12 protein-coding genes are annotated in these 15,701 nt (G+C 73.2%); 5 read left to right on the forward strand and 7 right to left on the reverse strand.

Annotated features, from left to right (window positions below; translation table 11 throughout):
• Nucleotides 1-8: 8 nt before the first annotated feature.
• The 3 genes from AC1DYZ_RS13230 to mshD are packed head-to-tail and all read right to left on the reverse strand — an operon-like array spanning nt 9 to nt 4,197.
• Nucleotides 9-986, reverse strand: a complete 978-nt coding sequence (locus AC1DYZ_RS13230) for an NUDIX hydrolase (RefSeq protein WP_477065651.1) — start codon at nt 984-986, stop codon at nt 9-11.
• Nucleotides 983-3,229, reverse strand: a complete 2,247-nt coding sequence (locus AC1DYZ_RS13235) for an RNA degradosome polyphosphate kinase (RefSeq protein ID WP_477065652.1) — start codon at nt 3,227-3,229, stop codon at nt 983-985. The genes AC1DYZ_RS13230 and AC1DYZ_RS13235 overlap by 4 nt, the downstream gene beginning before the upstream one ends.
• On the reverse strand, nt 3,226-4,197 hold the full coding sequence (mshD, locus tag AC1DYZ_RS13240) for a mycothiol synthase (RefSeq protein WP_477065653.1): 972 nt from the start codon (nt 4,195-4,197) through the stop codon (nt 3,226-3,228). Before mshD ends, AC1DYZ_RS13235 begins: the two co-directional genes overlap by 4 nt.
• A 139-nt stretch (nt 4,198-4,336) precedes the next feature.
• Here mshD and AC1DYZ_RS13245 point away from each other — a divergent pair, with 139 nt between their 5' ends.
• On the forward strand, nt 4,337-5,545 hold the full coding sequence (locus AC1DYZ_RS13245) for an NAD(P)-binding domain-containing protein (protein WP_477065654.1): 1,209 nt from the start codon (nt 4,337-4,339) through the stop codon (nt 5,543-5,545).
• A gap of 43 nt (nt 5,546-5,588) precedes the next feature.
• Here AC1DYZ_RS13245 and AC1DYZ_RS13250 read toward each other — a convergent pair whose 3' ends face one another.
• Complete coding sequence (locus AC1DYZ_RS13250) at nt 5,589-7,043, reverse strand: cellulase family glycosylhydrolase (RefSeq protein ID WP_477065655.1); 1,455 nt, start codon at nt 7,041-7,043, stop codon at nt 5,589-5,591.
• Between the two features lie 247 nt (nt 7,044-7,290).
• Here AC1DYZ_RS13250 and AC1DYZ_RS13255 point away from each other — a divergent pair, with 247 nt between their 5' ends.
• Together AC1DYZ_RS13255 and AC1DYZ_RS13260 are read left to right on the forward strand one after the other, a co-directional pair.
• Nucleotides 7,291-8,979, forward strand: a complete 1,689-nt coding sequence (locus AC1DYZ_RS13255) for a bifunctional lysylphosphatidylglycerol flippase/synthetase MprF (protein WP_477065656.1) — start codon at nt 7,291-7,293, stop codon at nt 8,977-8,979.
• On the forward strand, nt 8,976-9,809 hold the full coding sequence (locus tag AC1DYZ_RS13260) for a hypothetical protein (RefSeq protein ID WP_477065657.1): 834 nt from the start codon (nt 8,976-8,978) through the stop codon (nt 9,807-9,809). The genes AC1DYZ_RS13255 and AC1DYZ_RS13260 overlap by 4 nt, the downstream gene beginning before the upstream one ends.
• Nucleotides 9,810-9,923: 114 nt before the next feature.
• On the opposite strand, the gene acs is transcribed toward AC1DYZ_RS13260, so the two are convergent.
• The 3 genes from acs to AC1DYZ_RS13275 form a co-directional block, all read right to left on the reverse strand.
• Entirely contained in the window at nt 9,924-11,948 is a 2,025-nt protein-coding gene (gene acs / locus AC1DYZ_RS13265) for an acetate--CoA ligase (RefSeq protein ID WP_477065658.1), read from the reverse strand.
• A gap of 98 nt (nt 11,949-12,046) precedes the next feature.
• Complete coding sequence (locus AC1DYZ_RS13270) at nt 12,047-13,024, reverse strand: hypothetical protein (RefSeq protein WP_477065659.1); 978 nt, start codon at nt 13,022-13,024, stop codon at nt 12,047-12,049.
• 48 nt (nt 13,025-13,072) lie between these two features.
• Complete coding sequence (locus tag AC1DYZ_RS13275) at nt 13,073-13,918, reverse strand: formate/nitrite transporter family protein (protein WP_477065660.1); 846 nt, start codon at nt 13,916-13,918, stop codon at nt 13,073-13,075.
• 85 nt (nt 13,919-14,003) lie between these two features.
• On the opposite strand from AC1DYZ_RS13275, the gene AC1DYZ_RS13280 reads away from it, so the two are divergent.
• Both AC1DYZ_RS13280 and AC1DYZ_RS13285 read left to right on the forward strand, forming a co-directional pair.
• Nucleotides 14,004-15,077 (forward strand): NADH:flavin oxidoreductase/NADH oxidase, encoded by a 1,074-nt coding sequence (locus AC1DYZ_RS13280; RefSeq protein WP_477065661.1) that lies wholly within the window; start codon nt 14,004-14,006, stop codon nt 15,075-15,077.
• Nucleotides 15,074-15,673: a class I SAM-dependent methyltransferase gene (locus AC1DYZ_RS13285; RefSeq protein ID WP_477065662.1), complete on the forward strand. Its 600-nt coding sequence runs from the start codon at nt 15,074-15,076 to the stop codon at nt 15,671-15,673. The genes AC1DYZ_RS13280 and AC1DYZ_RS13285 overlap by 4 nt, the downstream gene beginning before the upstream one ends.
• The last annotated feature ends 28 nt before the right edge of the window (nt 15,674-15,701 follow it).

Genomic DNA, 15,701 nt, shown 5'->3' on the forward strand with positions numbered 1-15,701 from the left:
GTTCTCGCTCAGTCCTCGTACGGGCGGTGGGTCTCCGTCGCCACGACGCGCGGCCCCTTCGGGGTCTGCGCCACGTGCGCGACCAGCACCTGGGCCGGGTGCAGGAACGGGTCGGCGGCCGGGAGCACGTCGGCGACCTGACGCGTGGCGTGCTGGGCCAGCACGTCCACGACGGTCGGCAGCACCGGGCGGTGGGTGCACAGCACCGCGTCGCCCCGCGACTCCAGCAGCGCGAGCACCTCGGCGGCCACCCGCGCGGGCGACGTGGAGTGCTGGGCCTCGGTCAGGATGGTCGAGACCTCCGGGGTGACCTGGGCGGCCGCGGCGTACGGCGCGACCGTGCTGACGCACCGCGCCCACGCGCTGGTCACTACGCGCCCGACGCCGAACGTGGACAGGATCGACACCAGCTGGTGCGACTGCCGCTGGCCCACCGGGGTGAGCGGCCGGTCGAGCTCCGTGCCCTTCCAGTCCGCCCGCCGGCGGGCGGTGCCGTGCCGGGCGACCACGAGCGCGCGGGTGTCCAGTCGCCCCTTGTCGTAGGCCTCGACCAGCGTGGCCAGCGGTTCCCGGTCGTCGTCGCGGGTCAGCCGTTTGGACGCGGCGGAGACGTCGAACCAGCGCAGCTGGTCGATCTCCTTGGTCGAGGCGGGGGGCACCGGCGGCCGGGCCCGCAGCGCGGCCGCGTCGGGCCGGCCCGCCACCTGGGCGGCCCAGTAGTGCACCCGCTTGCGGCGGCCGTCCGACAGCGGGTACTCCAGGCCGGGCAGCGGGACGCCGAGCACCACGTCGTGGCCCGTCTCCTCGGCCACCTCCCGCGTGGCCGCCGCGAGGATCGTCTCGCCCGGGTCCACCTTGCCCTTCGGCCACGACCAGTCGTCGTACCGGGGGCGGTGGACGAGCGCGACCTGCAGGCGCCCCAGACGGACGCGCCATACGAGGGCCCCGGCCGCCTCGACGACGACCGGTGCCTGGGTGGGGCTCACCGGGAGTTGCCCGGCCGGCGCCGCTGCCGGTTGATCAGCACGGCCTGCAGGTCGGGCAGCGGTCCATCGGGCCCGAGGTGGTGCCGGACCCAGGTGCCGTCCTGCTCGAGGTGCCACGACGCCGTGCTGTCGTCCATCGACTCGTCCATCAGCTCGACGAGCTCGCTGACCTGCTCGGCGTCGGCGATCCGCACCAGGGCCTCGACCCGGCGGTCGAGATTGCGGTGCATGAGGTCGGCCGAGCCGATGTACACCTCGGGTCCCTCGAAGGTCGCCTCGTCCGGAAGCGTGGACGCGGCGAACGCGAAGATGCGCGAGTGCTCGAGGAAGCGGCCCAGGATCGAGCGCACGCGGATGGTCTCCGACAGGCCGGGGACGCCCGGACGCAGCGCGCAGATGCCGCGGACCACGAGGTCGACGGACACGCCCGCCTGCGACGCCCGGTACAGCGCGTCGATCGTCGCCTCGTCGACCATCGAGTTGACCTTGATCTTGATCCACGCCGGCTTGCCCTCACGGGCGGCCGCGGCCTCGCGGTCGATGCGCTCGATGAGGCCCGCGCGCACGGAGCGGGGCGCGACGAGCAGGCGGTGGAACCGCGACTTCGGCGCGTACCCGGACAGCTGGTTGAACAGGCGCGTGAGGTCCTGCCCGACCTCCAGGTCGCTGGTGAGCAGCCCGAGGTCGGTGTACAGCCGGGCGGTCTTCGGGTTGTAGTTGCCCGTGCCGATGTGGCAGTACCGACGCAGCCCGTCGGACTCCTGGCGGACCACGAGCGACAGCTTGCAGTGCGTCTTCAGCCCGACGATCCCGTAGACGACGTGCACCCCCGCCTGCTCGAGCTTGCGGGCCCACGAGATGTTGTTCTGCTCGTCGAAACGCGCCTTGATCTCGACGAGGGCCAGCACCTGCTTGCCGGCCTCCGCGGCGTCGATCAGGGCGTCGACGATGGGGGAGTCGCCCGAGGTGCGGTACAGGGTCTGCTTGATGGCGAGCACCTGCGGGTCGGCCGCGGCCTGCTGCAGGAACGTCTGAACCGAGGTCGAGAACGAGTCGTACGGGTGGTGCAGCAGGATGTCGCGCTCGCGGATCTTGGCGAACATGTCCGCCGGCGTCGCGCTCTCCACCTCGGCCAGCTGCCGGGCGGTGGAGGCGACGAACCGCGGGAACTGCAGCGAAGCGCGGTCGAGGTCGGCGATGAGGTTGAGGCCGGTGGCGTCCAGCGGTGCGGGAAGCTGGTAGACCTCGTCGTCGGCGACGTCGAGCTCGCGGATGAGCAGGCTCCGGATGCGCGGGCTGATGCTGTCGGCGATCTCGAGGCGCACCGGCGGGCCGAAGCGGCGCCGGAGCAGCTCCTTCTCCATGGCCTTGAGGAGGTTCTCGGCGTCGTCCTCCTCGACCTCCACGTCCTCGTTGCGCGTCACGCGGAACGTGTGGTGCTCCTGGACGATCATGCCCGGGAACAGGTGCTCGAGGTGCTCGGAGATGACGTCCTCGACGGGCACGAACGACATCGGGCCCTTCTCGGGCGAGGCGGCCTGGATGTCTGGCGCGCTGGGCCGGCCGGACGCGTCGACCGCGATGAACCGCGGTAGCAGCGGCGGCACCTTCACGCGCGCGAAGTGCTCCTTGCCCGTGGCCGGGTTGGTGACCACGACCGCGAGGTTCAGCGAGAGCCCGGAGATGTAGGGGAACGGGTGCGCCGGGTCCACCGCCAGCGGGGTCAGCACCGGGAAGATCTGGCGACGGAAGAACTTGCGCAGGCGGTCCTGCTCGCTCTCGCCCAGCTCGTCCCAGCGGACCAGCGTGATCCCCTCGTGCGCCAGCTCGGGCTGCACCTGCTCGGCGAACACCGCCGCGTGGCGGGCCATGAGCCGGTGCGCCTCGTCGCTGATCGCCTCGAGGACCTGCCGCGGGGACAGGCCCGACGCGGCGGTCACGGCGATGCCGGTGGCGATGCGGCGCTTGAGGCCGGCCACCCGGACCATGAAGAACTCGTCGAGGTTGGAGGCGAAGATCGCGAGGAACCGCACCCGCTCGAGCAGGGGGATGTCCCGGTCCTCGGCCAGCTCGAGCACCCGCTGGTTGAACGCGAGCCACGACAGCTCCCGGTCCAGGAACCGGTCGTCGGGCAGCGGCTCCGCGTCGATCTCGTTCTCCTCGACCTCGAGGAGCGGGGCGGGTTGCACGTGCTCGGCGATGTGAGCCGCCAAGGACGGCTCGAGGGCAGTGGCGTCCGTCATGCGCCCATCGTGACACCCACAGGTGAACTCTTGGTATCTGAACCGAACATCACGTCGACGGCCGACCGGACGAAGCCCGCGCGCTCGTAGGTGTGCACCGCGACCGTGTTCTCGGCGCCGGTGTACAGGATCGCCGTCGCGAGGCCCCGGGCCGCCAGGTGGTCCAGGCCGAGCGCGGTCAGGGCGCGGCCCAGCCCGAGCCCCTGCGCGTCGGGGTCGACGCCGACGACGTAGATCTCTCCGACGGGCTCGTCGCCGTGCTCGCCGGCCGCGTGCACCTTGGTCCACACCGAGCCCAGCAGGATCCCGTCGCGCTCGGCGAGCAGGAAGCCTTCCGGGTCGAACCACGGCTCGGCCTCGCGGGCCTGCAGGTCGGCGGACGTCATCCGGCCCTGCTCCGGGTGGTGCGCGAACGCGCGGGAGTTCACGCGCCGCCACGCGTCCTCGTCGCGGCCGGGGACGAACGCCCGCACCGTGACCTCGGGTGGCAGGGTCGGCTCCGGGCCGAACCGTGCCGTGAGGTCCAGGCGCATCTGCAGCAGCACGCGGACGACCACCATGGCGGCGTCGGCGGCGAACGCATGGGCGGGCGGCAGGTCGCCGTGCGCCCAGACCCGCAGCTCGCGGTCCCGGACCGAGGACGTCTCGGCCTGCGCCCGGGCGAGGAGCGCGCGGCCGACGCCCGCCCGGCGGTGCCCGGGATCGACGACGAGCTCGGCCCGGACCGAGGACTGCGAGCCGACGTCGAGCTGGGCGTACCCGACCAGGCCGTCCGGCCCCTGTGCCCGCAGGTGGATCACCGGGGCCTCCGGCTCGGTCAGCCACAGCAGCGGCTGCTCGGACAGCGGTGCGACCCCGTCGGTGGCGGCGGCCCGCTCGGCCAGGGCCCGCACCTCGTCGGCGGCGGCCGCGGTGAGCGGACCGGCCGTCGCACTCACGATGACCTGCGTGGACGCGTCGTCGACCATGAGGACATCCCACCACGACCGGGGGACGTCACCGGCTGAACGGGTACGTTGGTCGGGCCATGGACGCCACCCCGAGCTCCCCGACAGCGATCGGCGGGACCCCGGACACCCGCGGGAACCCCGCCGCCGCGGTCCTGTCGTGAGCGAGGACCCTCCGCGTCCCGAGGCAGGCGGCGACACCCGACGCTCCCGACGCGCGCGCCGAGCTGCCGACCGGCAACCGGTCGACGTCACGGTCGTCGTCATCGGTGCGGGGCAGGCGGGCCTGTCCGCCGCCTACCACCTGCGTCGCGCGGGTCTGGTCGCGGTGGGCGAGGCCGGCTGGGAGCGCGCGGGCGCGACCTTCGTCGTGCTCGACGACGCACCGCAGGCCGGCGGCGCCTGGCAGCACCGGTGGCCCGGGCTGACCATGGCCGACGCCCACGGCGTCCACGACCTGCCCGGCATGCCGCTGCTCGTGCCGGACCTGGACGAGCCCGCCGCGTTCGCCGTCCCGTACTACTTCGCGCAGTACGAGGAGGCCTTCGACCTCCACGTCCAGCGGCCCGTCCGCGTGGAGTCCGTGACGTCGGAGGCCGACAAGCTCCTGGTGCGGTCCCGCAGCGTCGGGCGGCCCGAGGAGGTCGTCGTCTGGCGCGCGGGCGGCCTGATCAACGCGTCCGGCACCTGGCAGAAGCCGTTCTGGCCTGCGTACCCCGGGCGCGGAGGCTTCCGCGGGCGACAGCTGCACTCGCACGACTTCCGGCTGCCGGAGGACCTGGCCGACGGGCACGTCGTCGTGATCGGGGGCGGCACCTCGGCCGTCCAGCTGACCCTCATGCTGGCTCGGGTGACGACGACGACGTGGGTCACCCGCCGACCGCCCGCGTGGCGGGACGAGGCGTTCACCCCGGAGGTGGGCCGCGACGCGGTGGCGCAGGTCGACGAGCGCACCCGGGCCGGCCTGCCGCCGCAGAGCATCGTGAGCGTCACCGGTCTGCCGCTGACCGCCGCCTACCGCATCGGGATCGCCGCCGGTGTGCTGCGCGCCCGCCCGATGTTCGACCGGATCACGCCCGATGGTGTGGTGTGGGACGACCCCGACCACCCGGGTGACGGGTGGGTCGGCGGACCCGGCCACGTCGAGGCCCGGACGCTCCTGTGGTGCACCGGCTTCCGCGCCTCCCTGGACCACCTGGCCCCGCTGGGCCTGCGCGCCGCCGGCGGCGGGATCGTCATGGACGGCACCCAGGTGGTGGCCGACCCGCGGGTGCAGCTGGTCGGTTATGGCCCGAGCGCCTCCACGGTCGGCGCGAACCGCGCCGGCCGGACGGCGGTGAGCAACCTCCGAGGCCTCTGGGAAGGCTGAGGGCCGGGTCGCCGTGGCGACCCGGCCCCGTGCCCAGAACGGCTCAGCCGGCGGTGCAGCTCACCGCGGTCGAGGAGCCGGGTGCGGTACCGCTGCCGACGAACCCGTACGTGGTGCTGCCCCCGGAGCCGAGCAGCCCGTTCCAGGCGGCGTTGGACACGGTCACGGTGGTGCCGGACTGGGCGTACGTGCCGGACCAGCCGGACTGGACGGAACCGCCGGCGGGCAGCGCGAACGAGGTCGTCCAGCCGCTGATCATGGCGCTGCCGGCCTTGACCGTCACGGCCGCCTGGTAGCCGCCGGGCCACACGTTGCTCACGACGAGCGACGCCGTGCAAGCCTTGCCCGGCGCGGGGGTGGTCGGCGCGGGAGTCGTCGGCGCCGGGGTCGTGGGTGCGGGAGTCGTCGGCGCGGGGGTGGTGGGTGCCGGGGTCGTCGGTGCCGGGGTCGTCGGTGCCGGGGTGGTCGGCGCCGGCGTCGTCGGCTGGACACCGCCGTAGATCTTGGCGGTCACGGCCGTGGACCTGATGCCGTTGACCCCGTTGAGCACCTTCTGGCCCCACGGCGACAGGTTGGCGGGGTTGAAGCCCAGCACCATGTCGAGCACGGGGTCGGTGTTGCCCGACCACGACCAGCCGTAGTAGCCGATGTTCCGCTTCACGGCCTCGGCCATCACGGTGGCGTCGTCGACGTCGGCGGAGCTGGACCGGTAGCCGAACTCGCCGATGATCAGCGGCAGGCCGGCGGTCTTGAACGCGTCGAGGTACGTCGTGATCGAGGACGCGGTGGTGTAGACGCCGTACATGTGGATGGAGAAGAGGGTGTTGGCGTCGGGGTCGGCTGCGGCGACGGTCGCGGCGCTGTCCCGCATGATGTTCTTCCAGTCCTGACCCCAGGCGGGGGCGTCGACCACGATGTTGTGGTGCAGGCCGGCGGCGCGCAGCTTCTTGATCGCCGCGGCGGTGTCGCCCGCCCACTTCGTGTTGGCGGTGTCGTTGTTGCCGAAGGGCTCGTTGCCGATGTTGATCTGGATGTAGTCCTCCTGGCCCTTGAGCACGGAGGCCAGCGAGATCCAGTAGTTGGCGGCCGTGTCGAGGCTTGCGGCGGCGCCCTCTTCGCCGTAGCCGGTGGTGTCGTGGTCCTCGAGCATGCAGATCAGCTTGTTGGCCTTGCACAGGCTGATGATGTTGGCGACGTCGGTGGCGTCGTTCTTGGTCCAGCGCGTGCCGTCGGACAGGACGACCCGGAGGGCGTTGGCGCCGGCGGCCCGGATGGCGGGGATCGCGGTGGCGGTCTGCGAGGTGTACCAGGTGTGCGCGTGGCTGACGCCGCGGGCAACGAACGGGGTCCCGTCCTTCTCGACCAGCTGGGTGCCCGACACGTGCAGGCCGGGCGGTGTGGCGGCCTGGGCGGCCGTGGAGAACAGCGACGTCGCGCCGAGCGCGACGACGGCGGCGGCCAGGGCGGCGCCGGACAGCAAGGACCTGCGAGACCTCATGGGACTTCCTCGTTCCGTGGGCATCTGGGTGGCGACAGCGCAGCGGGCGGTCGACGCGTGGATGCACCCACCCGCCGTTCCGCCGGCCGGTCGACGGGCGGGTGCGTCGTCACACAACCAGGTCCGGCAGGCGCTCTCCACGGCCCGAAACGCTTCACACCGGCGCTGACCTCCGGACTCGTCGGTCTGGCGCTCATCGCTCGGACGGCGTCACGGCTCGGTGGACGGAACCGGGCACACTGGGCGCATGACGGCCAGCAGCGTGCCCATCCCGCGCACCGCCCGGTCCGCCATCGAGGAGCAGCGGCGCCGCAACCACGTCCGGGTGCTCGCGTCGCGCGTGGTCCTCGCGCTCGCCGTGCTCGGGCTCGTCTCGGCCGCGGCGCACCCGCTCTGGCAGCGGCTGGGCTTCGTGCGTGACCTCGTGCCGGGCCTCGTGATGCACACCGCCCGTCCGACCCTGGTCCTGGTGTCGGTGATCCTCCTGCTCACGGCGCGCGGCTTGCGCAGAGGCCACCGGCTCGCCTGGATCGCGACCATCGCGACGCTCGCCGTCTCGACGTTCCTCCACCTGGCGAAGGGACCCGACGTGCTCTCGGCCGTCGCGGTCGCCGCGGGGGCGGTGTGGCTCGCGGCGCAGGGCAAGGCGTTCCCGGTGCTGCCGACGCGGCGCCAGGTCCGCCGGGCGATCCTCTGGGTGGTCGCGGGCGTCGTCTTCGTCGTCGTCCTGTTCGTCGGCCTGGTCGTCTGGGCGCTCGTGGCCGACCCGACGGACTCTCAGATCGACCGCCTCGGCCACGTCCTGGCCCCGATCACGTACCTGTTGACCGTCGTGTTCGTCGTCGTCCTGCTGTGGTCCCTGCTCTCCCCGCGCCGCCCGCACCGCCTGAGCCCGGCGGACCACCGCGACGAGAGGGAACGGGCGCGGCTGCTGGTGCAGCAGCACGGCGGCGGGACGCTCGACTACTTCGCGCTGCGCGACGACAAGGACTGGTTCTTCAGCGGGTCGTCCGTGGTGGCGCACTCGGTGCGCGCGGGAGTCTGTCTGGTCTCGCCCGACCCGATCGGGCCGCCCGGGGAGAAGGTGCTCGCCTGGGCGGAGTTCCTCGACTACGCCGACGACTTCGGCTGGTCCGTCGCGGTCGTCGGCGCGGCCGCGGACTGGCTGCCCGAGTACGAGTCGAGCGGGCTGCGCACGGTCTACCTGGGCGACGAGGCCATCGTCGACTGCCCGACGTTCAGCCTGGCGGGCCGCTCGCACAAGTCGCTGCGGCAGGCCGTGAACCGCATCGACCGGGCCGGCTACGTCACCAGCTTCCACGACCCGGCCACCATCGACTCGGCGCTCCGGGAGCAGATCGCGGCGATGAGCGACGACTCCCGGCAGGGCGACACCGAGCGCGGGTTCTCGATGACGCTCTCGCGGCTGTTCCAGCCCGACGACACCGGCCTCCTGCTCTCGGTGACGCGCGACCCCACCGGACGGGTCGACGCGTTCGTCCAGTGGGTCCCGGCCACCGACATCGGCGGCTGGTCGCTCGACGTGATGCGGCGTCGGACCGACGTCGAGGGGTTGCCCAACGGCCTCATCGACTCGACCATCGTCGCGACCATCGCCCACCTGGCGGCCCGCGGCGAGCGCGGCCTCGGCCTGAACTTCGCGATGATGCGGGAGGTGCTCGAAGGCGACCCGGAGGCGGCCTCGCGGATGGACGCCCTGGCCAAGCCCATCCTGCAGCGCCTCTCGCAGGGCACCCAGATGGGCACGCTCAGCACGTTCAACGAGAAGTTCGACCCCGGCTGGGTGCCGCGGTACGTGGTGCTGGACTCCGTCGAGTTCGTCGCGACGCAGGCCCTCGTGCTTGCCGGCGCCGAGGGAGTCACGGAGATCCCCGTGATCGGTCGCTTCCTCGGGAGCATCGGGGCGGCCACATGATCGTCGCCATCCTCGCCGCGGTGATCTCCTCGATCGCCTACGGCATCAGCACGATCATGCAGGCCGTCGCCACCCGGAGGGCGGCGGGGCTGGCGGTGGTCAAGCAACCGCTGGTCATCGCCGCGTTCGGCGTCGACGTGCTCGCCTGGGTCCTGTCGCTCGCGGCGCTCAACAGCCTGCCGCTGTTCGTCGTGCAGGCGATCATCGCGTCGTCGCTGGTGGTCGTCGTGATCCTCGCGCGTTTCGTGCTGGGCACCCGGATGCGACCGATCGACCGCGTCGCCGTGCTCGTGGTCGTCGGTGCGCTCGTGCTCGTGTCGTTGTCCGGCGGCGAGCAGCCCGCGGTCGCCCCGCCCGACGGGTTCGTCGCGATCATGATTGCCGCGTCGGCCGCCCTCGTCGTGCTCACCGCGGTGTTCTACAAGGCCGGCCCACCCATCCTGCTGGGGATCCTGGGCGGGCTGGGGTACTCCGGCGCCGCGATYGCCGCGCGCGCGGCCACCGAGAGCGACGGCTTCCTCGCGACCGTGCTGCAGCCGGTGGCCATCGCGATCGTGCTATGCGCGATCGCCGGCGCCCTGTCCTACCTGCGGGCGCTCGAGCGAGGCTCCGTCGGCACGGCCGCCTCGATCGTGTCCGTGCTCGAGGTCGTCATCCCCGGCGTCGTCGGCATCGCCGTGCTGGGGGACAAGGTTCGCGACGGCTGGGTCCCAGCGGCCGTCGTCGGCACCGCGTTGGCGCTCGCCGGCTGCATCGCTCTCGCGCTCAGCCCGGCGAACGCCGCCGCGGAGGCGTCGGCCGACGCGCGGGAGCTCAGTCCTCCAGCTTGAGGTCGGCCTGAGCCTGCGCTCCGCTCCGGGCGCGTGCCGCTGCGTGACCCCCACCCTGCGCTGCGCTCCGGGCGGGTGCCGCTGCGCGACCCCCACCCTGCGCTGCGCTCCGGCTCAGTCCTCCTGCTTGGCTCCCGGGGCGGACAGGCCCTGTGCGATCAGGGCCATGACCGACGAGTCCGCCAGCGTGGTGGCGTCCCCGACCTGACGGTTCTCCGCCACGTCCCGCAGCAGGCGGCGCATGATCTTGCCGGAGCGCGTCTTGGGCAGCTCGGCGACCACGAGGATCTGCCGCGGTTTCGCGATGGGCCCGATCTCCTTGGCCACGTGGTTGCGCAGCTCGGTCTGCACGGCGTCCGCGTCCTGGTCGCCGCCGCCCGCGTCGCCGCGCAGGATGACGAACGCGACGACCGCCTGGCCCGTGGTCTCGTCGGCGGCACCGACGACCGCGGCCTCGGCGACCCAGGGGTGGCTGACCAGCGCGGACTCGATCTCGGTGGTCGACAGCCGGTGGCCCGAGACGTTCATGACGTCGTCGACGCGGCCGAGCAGCCAGATGTCGCCGTCGGCGTCCTTCTTGGCGCCGTCGCCCGCGAAGTAGAGGCCCTTGAAGCGCGACCAGTAGGTGTCGACGTAGCGGTCCGGGTCGCCCCAGATGCCGCGCAGCATCGACGGCCACGGTTCGGTGAGCACCAGGTAGCCGCCGGCACCGTTCGGCACGGACTGCGCCTCGTCGTCGACGACGTCCGCCGCGATGCCCGGCACCGGCACCTGGGCCGACCCCGGCTTGGTCTCCGTCACGCCCGGCAGCGGGCTGATCATGATGGCGCCGGTCTCGGTCTGCCACCACGTGTCGACGATCGGCGCCGTGTCCCCGCCGATGACGCGGCGGTACCAGATCCACGCCTCGGGGTTGATGGGCTCGCCCACCGACCCGAGCACGCGGAGGCTCGAGAGGTCGAACTTGCCGGGGATCTCCTCGCCCCACTTCATGCATGTACGGATCGCGGTAGGCGCGGTGTACAGGATGGACACCTTGTACTTCTCGATGATCTCCCACCACCGGCCGCGGTGCGGCGTGTCCGGCGTGCCCTCGTAGATCACCTGCGTGGCGCCGTTGATGAGCGGCCCGTAGACGACGTAGGTGTGGCCGGTGATCCAGCCGATGTCGGCCGTGCACCAGTACACGTCGGTCTCGGGCTTGAGGTCGAAGACGTTGCGGTGCGTGTACGCCGCCTGCGTGAGGTAACCGCCGGTGGTGTGGAAGATGCCCTTCGGCTTCCCCGTGGTGCCCGACGTGTAGAGGATGAACAGCGGGTGCTCGGCCTCGACCGCGACCGGGGTGTGCTGGTCGCTCGCGGTGTCGACGACGTCCGACCACCACACGTCGACGTCGGTGTTCCAGGCCACGTCCTGGCCCGTGCGCTTCACGACCAGCACGTGCTCGACCGACGGCGTGCCCTTGGTCAGCGCCTCGTCGACCGCGGGCTTGAGCGCGCTGGGCGCGCCACGGCGGTAGCCGCCGTCCGCGGTGACGACGAGCTTGGCCTCGGCGTCGTTGATCCGGGTGCTCAGCGCCTCGGCCGAGAACCCGCCGAAGACCACGGAGTGCGGGGCGCCGATGCGGGCGCACGCCAGCATGGTGACGACCGCCTCGGGAATCAGCGGCAGGTAGATGGCGACGCGGTCACCGGTGCCGATGCCGAGCGCGGTGAACGCGTTGGCGGCCTTCGAGACCTCGCGCTGCAGGTCCGCGTACGTGAGCGTCCGGGTGTCGCCGCCCTCGCCCTCGAAGTGGAGGGCGACCCGGTCGCCGTTGCCCGCCTCGACGTGCCGGTCGACCGCGTTGTACGCCGCGTTCAGGGTCCCGTCGGCGAACCACCGCACGAACGGCGCCTTCGACCAATCGAGGACCTCCTCGAACGGCTTCTCCCAGCTGAGCAGCTCGCGCGCCTGGTCCGCCCAGAAGCTGGGCCGGTCGGCGTTGGCCCACGCGTACAGGTCGTGCTGGGCGTTGGCCTGGGCGGCGAACTCGGGGCTCGGCGGGAACCGGCGGTCCTCGGTGAGCAGGTTCTCGAGGCCGGGCTCGTGGGTCTGGGCGCCCTCGGCGGGCGTGGTGTCGGTCCCTTGTTCGGTCACAAGGACCACCTCCTGTGCAGCGACGTCGGTGCAGGTGAAGCCCGCAGGCCCGGTTCCGCACTCTAGCCGGACCGCGGCGACCTCACCGTTCCTGCCCGTCAGACGCGGTGGCGCTCGCGGAACTCCCCGAAGCGGACGCCGCGACGCCGCGCCGACGCCGCCACCAGGCCGGCGAGCAGCAGCAGGAAGCCGACGGCCAGCACGGTGCCGGAGGTGCCGGCGACAGTCACCTGCGTGACGGTGAGGCGCCAGCCCGAGGAGGTCAGGACGTTGAGCGTCTGCTCGCGGGCGACAGACGGGGCGAACAGGTAGACGATCCCGGCGAGCGTGAGGATCGTCCYGGCCGTGATCGGCACCGCGGGCGTCCACAGCGCKAGGAGCAGCACGAACGCGAGCAGCAGCAGGCCGACCGAGACAAGGACGATCCCGAGGACCTCGGTCGACGCGTCCCAGCCGTCCACCTGGGCCGCGAGGATCCGCGACTGCCCGAGCAGGAGCACGCCGACGCCGACCGGCCCCAGGATGAGGCCGACCAGGACGCCGAGGATGTGCGAGCCGACCGACGTGGAGCGCGGGGCGTTCGGGTCGGGGAACAGCCGGTCGTCCTCGGCGGTGGTCGGCGGGGCGACCGGGGGCTCGGTCGCGGGGGCCGCGGCGTACGCGGCGACGGGGACGACTGGCTCGGGCTCGACCGGYGCAGTCGGCTCCGGGGTCGGCGCGGGTGTCTCCACGGCCACCGGTTCGGCCACGGGCTCGTCGGGCGGCGTCGGCGCGGGGCGGACGACCGCGTGGCGGCCGGTGTCGAGGGCCGGCTCGGCCGTCGTCGCGAGCGGCAGGGCGCCCGTGGCGGGCGAGGGCTCGACCGGCTCCACAGGAGCGTCGGCCTTGGTGGAGGGCTCGCCGTCCGCGTCGGCCTCGGTCGCGGCCGGGGGGTCGAGCGTCTCGACGCCCGGGGCGACCTGGTGGGCGGGGGAGTCGTCGGAGGCCGGGGTGGTCGGCTCGATCGTGTCGGCGGACTCGTCGGCAGCCGGTGCCTCGTCGGGACCGCCGGGGCGGTTCGGGTCGGAGGTGCTCATGCGTGCTCCTCGGGCGCGGGTGCGGCGCCGGTCGGCGTCGCTGTCCGGTCACCGTATTGCCACGCGCTCCTCGTCGCTGGGCAGCGCGCCCGAGACGGGCACATCGGACTCGTCGGCCGCCTGCCGCGGGTGGCTCCCGTACGCGTACGCGGCGCCCACCAGGATCGCGCCACCGATCACGTTGCCGAGGCCGACGAAGGCGATGTTCCTGGCCATCTCGGCGATCGTCGCGCCCGGCAGCCCGCCGTACAGCCCGAGCGAGAACGTCGTCATGTTGGCGACGACGTGCTCGAAGCCCGAGGTGATGAACACCATCACGCACGCGAAGACCACGGCGATCCGGGCTCCCTCGCTGCGCAGCCGGGCCGCGCACCAGATCGCCAGGCACACCAGCAGGTTGCAGAGGATGCCCCGGACGAGCAGCTGCCCGGACGTCTCGTGGGCCTTGTGCTCGACCATGCCCGCCAGCACCGTGCCGCCGGGAGTGCCGGGCGCCAGCACGCCCGAGGCGTGGACCAGCAGCGCGAAGAGCATCGCGCCGAGCAGGTTGCCGACGAGGCAGGCGAGGAGCGTCACGCCCGCCCGGGCCCAGCCGACGGCGCCGCGCAGGGCGCCCTGGGTGAGGATCATCATCGCGGAGGTCGCCAGCTCCGCGCCGGCGACGAGCACGATGGTCAGCGCGACGCCGAACACGAGGCCCTGCACCAGCGGCGTGAACGGCGAGCCGGCCACCGCCAGCGGGCCGCCGGCCGTGGCCATGATGAGGACGCCGATCCCGATGTACGCGCCGGCCAGCATCGTGCGCACGAGGAAGAGGCCGGGCGTGGAGGTCAGCTCCACCTTGTGGCGGGCGGCATCCGCCTGGGCATCGACGGTCTCTTGGATAGTCAGCACGCCCCATCGTCCATGGGCCCCCGCGGCGGGACGGGGGCCTAAGGGCCCGGGAATCGGGAGGCCGTCGCAGCGGTTGCGAGCCGACGTGACTCTTCTCTTCTCGCCGCTCACCCTTCGGGGTACCACCTTCGCCAACCGCGCCTGGCTGGCCCCGATGTGCCAGTACTCCGCCGTCGACGGCAGCCCCAACGACTGGCACCTGGTGCACCTGGGCTCGCGGGCGTCCGGCGGGTTCGGCCTGCTCCTCGCCGAGGCGACCGCCGTCGTCCCCGAGGGGCGCATCTCCCCGGAGGACACCGGGCTCTGGCACGACCTGCACGTGGCCGAGTGGCGCCGCATCACCGACTTCGTGCACGAGCGCGGGACCAAGATCGGGGTCCAGCTGGCGCACGCGGGCCGCAAGGCCTCGACGTACTCCCCGTTCTCGGGCGGGCGCGGCTCGGTGCCGCTCGACCAGGGCGGGTGGGCCACCGTCGGCCCGTCCGCGACGGCGTTCCCCGGCTACGCCCACCCGCGCGCGTTGACGCTCGACGAGATCGCCGGCATCCCCGCCGCGTTCGCCGCCGCCGCGCGCCGGGCCGACCACGCCGGGTTCGACGTTGTCGAGCTGCACGCCGCCCACGGCTACCTGTTGCACCAGTTCCTGTCGCCCCTGTCCAACGACCGCGACGACCAGTACGGCGGCCCGCTGGAGAACCGCGCGCGGCTGCTGATCGAGACAGCCGACGCCGTCCGCGCCGCCTGGCCCGACGAGAAGCCGCTGTTCGTGCGGCTGTCCGCGACCGACTGGGTCGACGGCGGGCTCACGGTCGAGGAGGTCGCCCAGGTGGCCAAGGAGCTGGGCGGGCACGGCGTCGACCTGGTCGACGTCTCGACCGGCGGCAACGCGCCCGCGACGATCCCCGTCGGCCCCGGCTACCAGGTGCCCGCCGCCCGGGAGGTCCGCGCGACGTCCGGTGTCCCCGTCGCCGCCGTCGGGCTGCTCACCGACCCCGCACAGGCCGAGGCGGTGCTGGCCGACGGATCGGCGGACGCGATCCTGCTGGGCCGCGAGGGTCTGCGCGACCCGTTCTGGCCGCTGCGCGCGGCGCACGAGCTCGGCGTTCCCGACGACGCGGCCTGGCAGCCGCAGTACACGCGCGCGACGTGGGCCTCATGAGTGTCGACTGGGACGAGCGCTACTCCGCGTCGGAGCAGGTCTGGAGCGGGGAGCCGAACGGCACCCTCGTCGCGGAGGTGGCCGGCCTGACCCCGGGCCGCGCGCTCGACGTCGGGTGCGGCGAGGGCGCGGACGCCGTCTGGCTGGCGAGCCGGGGCTGGACGGTCACCGCGCTCGACGTGTCGCAGGTGGCCCTCGACCGTGCCGCGCTGCACGCGAGCGACGCCGGGGCCGAGGTCACGTGGGTGCACGCGGGGCTTGTGGAGGCGGGGCTGACCGCGGCTTCGTACGACCTCGTGTCCGCGCAGTACCCCGCGCTGCTGCGCAGCCCGACGCACGACGCCGAGCGCGCGCTGGTGGATGCCGTCGCGCCGGGCGGCCTCCTCGTGGTGGTGCACCACGCCGACGTCGACCGCGAGGAGGCGCTGTCCCGCGGCTACGACCCCGACGACTACGTCGACCACCAGGACGTCGTCGACGCCCTGGGTGACGGCTGGTCGATCGAGGTCGACGAGCGGCGCGCTCGGGCCGTGCCGACCAGCGGTCAGGCGCACCACCACGTCGACGAGGTGCTGCGGGCGCGCCGCCTGGTCTGACGACCCGCGGGCGGCGCCGCGGTCGAGA

The organism is Cellulomonas sp. P1_C4 (assembly GCF_056406355.1).

Bases quoted from the DNA above. Each gene is read 5' to 3' on its own strand.
- AC1DYZ_RS13235 (WP_477065652.1), bottom strand. From the start codon at position 3,229: ATGACGGACGCCACTGCCCTCGAGCCGTCCTTGGCGGCTCACATCGCC.
- mshD (WP_477065653.1), bottom strand. From the start codon at position 4,197: ATGGTCGACGACGCGTCCACGCAGGTCATCGTGAGTGCGACGGCCGGT.
- AC1DYZ_RS13250 (WP_477065655.1), bottom strand. From the start codon at position 7,043: ATGAGGTCTCGCAGGTCCTTGCTGTCCGGCGCCGCCCTGGCCGCCGCC.
- AC1DYZ_RS13255 (WP_477065656.1), top strand. From the start codon at position 7,291: ATGACGGCCAGCAGCGTGCCCATCCCGCGCACCGCCCGGTCCGCCATC.
- AC1DYZ_RS13285 (WP_477065662.1), top strand. From the start codon at position 15,074: ATGAGTGTCGACTGGGACGAGCGCTACTCCGCGTCGGAGCAGGTCTGG.